The organism is Actinomycetota bacterium (genome assembly GCA_005774595.1).
In the GTDB taxonomy this organism is placed as follows: domain Bacteria; phylum Actinomycetota; class Coriobacteriia; order Anaerosomatales; family D1FN1-002; genus D1FN1-002.
Genome location: VAUM01000139.1, coordinates 1 through 4,716, shown reverse-complemented (window position 1 = coordinate 4,716; position 4,716 = coordinate 1). Strand labels below are relative to the sequence as shown.

At 71.6% G+C, this 4,716-nt stretch carries 1 protein-coding gene; it reads left to right on the top strand.

Features of this window, described 5'->3' with window-relative positions; translation table 11 throughout:
* Window positions 1-316: 316 nt before the first annotated feature.
* Window positions 317-4,716, top strand: a 4,400-nt coding sequence (locus tag FDZ70_06500) for a hypothetical protein (GenBank protein ID TLM76529.1), incomplete at its 3' end; no start/stop codon positions are given.

Sequence of the window (4,716 nt, the reverse complement as noted above, 5' to 3'; positions counted from 1 at the left end):
TCGTCGTGCTGCTCGTCCCGTGTCTGGCGTGTGCCGGGCTCACGGCGTGGTCGGCAGCGACGGGCGGCACGATCGACCTCGGCGAGGTCACCGTCACCGAAGGCAGCCCGCTCGAGAAGGCGATGGCGCCGATCATCGAGGACGCGATCTCGGCCTTCTTCCCGTTCGGCGACGAGGACGGCTCGGGGGACGAGTCGGAGTAGGCCGACCCGCCTCGGCACGGCCGACCCGTAAGCGCGCGGGCTACGGGCGCGCTCTTGGCGTATCCTGTCAGGAACGGCCGCACGGCCGCATCCGCTGCCAAGGGGAGGCGTCGATGCACATTCGAGCCCGCTGGTCCCGTCTCGCGTCCGTCGCTGTCGCGTCCGCGCTTGTCATCGGGCTCGTGCCCGGGCCGGTGGGCGCCTCGGCTGCGCCGCCGACCCCTGCCTCGATGGCGGTGTACTCACGGCTCGCCGCGCAGCGCGCACCGCGCGGAGCCAGGGCGATCGTGCGCCCGTCCGAACGTGCGGTGGTGGACTGGGCGCCCGGGGTTCCCGCCGAGCAGCGGGCGGCTGCAGCGGCCCGGCTCGGGTTCAAGGTCGTGCGGGATTCGTCTGCGATGGGGCGCGCGCTCGTCGAGCCGCCGGCGGGCATGTCTCCGGCCGACCTGGCCTCCGAACTGAAGCGCATCGGGCTGGCGACGGATGCGCGCGCGGAGCGGGTCTACACCGCCGGCAGCCTGCCGAGCGACCCGCTCTTCCCTCAGCAGTGGGCGCTGTACAACACCGGTCAGGATGGCGGCACGCCCGACGCCGACATCGACGCGACCGACGCCTGGAGCCGGGGGGCCGGGTCGGATTCGGTGGTGGTGGCGGTCGTCGACACGGGGATCCAGATCGAGCATCCCGACCTGGCGTCGCGGATATGGGCCAACCCTGGTGAGATACCCGGCAACGGGGTCGATGACGACCACAACGGCTACGTGGACGACTACCACGGCTTCGACTTCTCCGCGTACGACGAGACCGTCTTCGACGAGGCCGACGGCGACCAGCACGGCACCCATGTCGCCGGCATCATCGGGGCCGAGGGTGACAACGGCATCGGCATCACCGGCGTGAACCGCGGCGGCGTCACGATCATGCCGGTGAAGTTCCTCGGTCCGTGGGGCGGCGGCGAGTACGAGGGCGCGGAGGCGATCCGCTACGCCGTCGACAACGGCGCCGACGTCATCAACTGCTCGTGGGGCGGGGGCACGTCCGAGATCATCGGCGAGGCTCTGGACTACGCAGCTTCGAAGGGCGTCCTCGTGGTCTGCGCCGCTGGGAACTGGGGCACGGACATCGATCAGCCGGACTGGGAGACCTATCCGGTCGGCCACGACTCCACCAACGTCGTCGGCGTCGCCGCGACCGACCGCGATGACGAGATCGCGGCGTTCTCGAACTACGGCGCGGAGAACGTCGACTTGGCCGCGCCCGGCGTGGACGTGACATCGACATTGCCGCTCGGCACCTCTGCGCTGCTCGTGGACTGCGCGCCGTATCGGGTCGCCGTCATGGGCGTGGCAGTCGAGGCGCTGGAGCCGACCACGACCCGGCGAGCGATCGTCGATCGCACGGCGGCCGCGCTCGCGCCGGACACCTGGCCGGTGCTGATCGTCGACGACAGCTACTCGATGATGACATCCGAGACCCCTGGCGCTCGCGCGGCCACGTGGACCGCCGACCTGACCGCCGCGGGCTTCACGTCGATCACCACCTGGGACTGCGGGACGCAGGGCACGCCCACCGCGGCCGCCATGCACGGCAAGATGGTCGTCTGGTTCACCGGTGCGGACGCGTGGGGTTGGTTCGACCAGGATGAGATGCTCGACGCGGACGACCGTGCCGCGATCGGCACGTTCCTCGACAACGGCGGCCGACTGCTGCTCTCCAGCGGTGAGGCCGTCTCGGAGCTGTCGCTGTACGGCTTCGATCCCGAGTGGTGCGAGCAGTACCTGCACTGCTACGGCGTCGACTACGACACGTGGACCTACGACTTCCACGGGACCGGCATCCTCGACGGGCTCGAAGCCGGACTGCCGGCCGCGTATCGCGAGTGGCTGACGTGGCCGTGGCCGTGCGGTTCTGACGTCATCGCGCCGGCGGATGGCCACGCGACGCCGATCGGCGGGTTCGGCCTCTACGCGCCGCTGTCGGGCACCTCGATGGCGGCCCCGCACGTCACCGGCGCAGCTGCGCTGCTGATGGCCCAGATGCCGGCCGCCTCGGCCGACGAGATCAAGGCGCGCCTGGAGAACACCGTCGACGTCCTGCCGGGCCTGGACGGCAAGGTCGGCTCCGGCGGACGGCTCAACATCGACCGGGCGGCGGGCACGTTCCCCGGCCGGCCGGTCGTGACCGCCCCAGCGAAGGGCGCGAGCCTGGCGGCGGGGGCGGACGTCCCGGTCCGCTGGGCGATGCCGATCGCGTCGGCACCGGGAGCGACGTTCACAGCCGAGTACGGTCTGCCATACGTCGCGGAGGAGCACGACTTCGAGGGGGGCACGCTCGCGGGGTTCTCGACGCCCGCCGGCGCGGTGTCGTGGACGGTCACGTCGACCGCGCACGACGGCTCGTGGGCCGCGAGGAGCGGTCCGGTGGCGTCTCCCTCCGGCGGCGAGGCCACGAGCACCCTGCAGTGGGACGTCACGGTGCCTGACGGCGGCGGCACGATGTCCTTCTGGTACTGGTGGGACGCGGACTGGTTCTTCACGTGGGCCGTCGTCGAGGTCGACGGCATCTGGCAGTGGGCCGCGTGGGACCTGAACACCGATTGGCAGAAGGCCGAGGTCCCGCTGTCTGCCGGGTCGCACACCGTGCGATTCATCTTCCTCGAGTACGCGATGGACACGACCGACGGCCGCGACGGGTTCGGTATCGACGACCTGCGCCTCGAGGCGCATGCCTTCTCACCGATCGGTTCGGCTCCGGCGGGTTCCGCGAACATCACCTGGACCGTTCCGGTGGCCGACACGGCCGACGCGTGGGTGAGGGTGCGCTCCAACCTCAACGGCGTCAACTCCGCCTGGGGCTACTCCAAGGGGATCGGCATCCGCAGCGACTTCTCGGCACCGGCCGCGCCGATGCTTCTGACGGCCGTGCCGGGGACCGACGGCGACGTGGCGCTGAGCTGGATCGACCCGGTCGACCTGGACTTCGACCACACGCGCGTCCTGCGTCGCGTGGGCACGCCGCCCGCGAGCGCGGAGGACGCGAGCGCGACCGTCGTCTACGAAGGCGACGGAGGATCCGCCGACGATTCGGGGATGAGGACCGGCGACGTGGCCTACTACGCAGCGTACGCGCTCGACGCCGCAGGCAACGTGTCGGTCGCGGCGACGACGTCGGCGGCGATCGTCGACTCCGTCGGCCCGGGGTCCGTTCGCGAGCTGGCCGCTCGCATGGACGATGGCGCGCCGCTCGTGCAGTGGATGAACCCTGTGCCCGGCACCTACAGCTCCGTGCGCGTCTTGCGTACGAGCGGGACGACGATCACCGGCCCGGACGACCCGGCTGCCGTCGCGGTCTACGACGGCCCGGCGGCGTTCTGCCGCGACTACGCGCTGACCACGCTGGCGACGGAGACCGTCGCGCACTACCTCGTCTGTGCCTACGATCCCAGCGGCAACCGCTCGACGCCGGCGACCGTCTCGCTGATGGTCGACACGCGCGCGCCGCGCGGCCGCATCGACATCGAGGGCGGCGCGGAGACGGTGACCCGCTGGCAGGACGTCTCCATATCGGTGACCGCGGTGCGCGCGGTCGACATGCGCTTCGATATCGGTCGCGGATGGGGTGCATGGGAACCCTTCGCCGAGGAGGCGGTCATCGATCTGTGGCCGATCGAGGGCCCCCAGACCGTTCGCGCGCAGTTCCGCGACTTCAACGGCGTGACCAGCGAGGCTTCCGACGGCATCTACGTCAACCTGGGGCCGCCCTCGGTGCCCACGAGCCTGACAGCCGAGACCTCGGTCGAGGGCGTGCTGCTGCAGTGGAACCGGGTCGAGGCGGGCGACCTGGAGGGCTACGCCATCTACACGGCACCGGCCAAGACCGGGCCGTGGGAGGAGCACGACTTCGCTCCCTCGTTCGACTGGTTCGAACTCCCCGGTCCCGGCATCCTCGGAGGTGACGCGCCCGGCGATATCCCGCCGGACGAGCCGCCGTTCGTGGAGAGGGTGACCTGGGCCGTGTCCGGTCTGGAGCCCGGGGCCGAGTGCTGGTTCCGCGTGACGGCCGTCGATCGCGACGGCTTCGAGAGCGCGCCGTCCGACACCGCGAGCGCCACCGCCGGCGAAGGCCCGGGTCGCGTCGCGGGCGACGACCGCTTCCACACCGCCTGCGCCATCTCCGAGGAGCACTTCGCGGAGGCCACGTCCGTGGTGATCGCGAACGGACTGACCTGGCCCGACGCGCTGTCCGCGTCGGCGCTGGCCGGTGCGCTCGACGGCCCGGTGCTGCTCACCATGCCCGACGCGCTGCCCGAGGTCGTGGCCGACGAGATCGCGCGCCTCGGCGCTTCCGAGGCGGTCGTCGTCGGCGGGGTCGGCGCGGTCTCCGAAGGCGTGGCCGATGCTCTGGAGACGGAGGGCCTCACGGTCACCCGGATCGCGGGCGCCGACCGCTACGCGACCGCGGCCGAGGTGGCCAAGGCCGCAGTGACGGAGGACCCGGCCGCGTTCACCGGCGA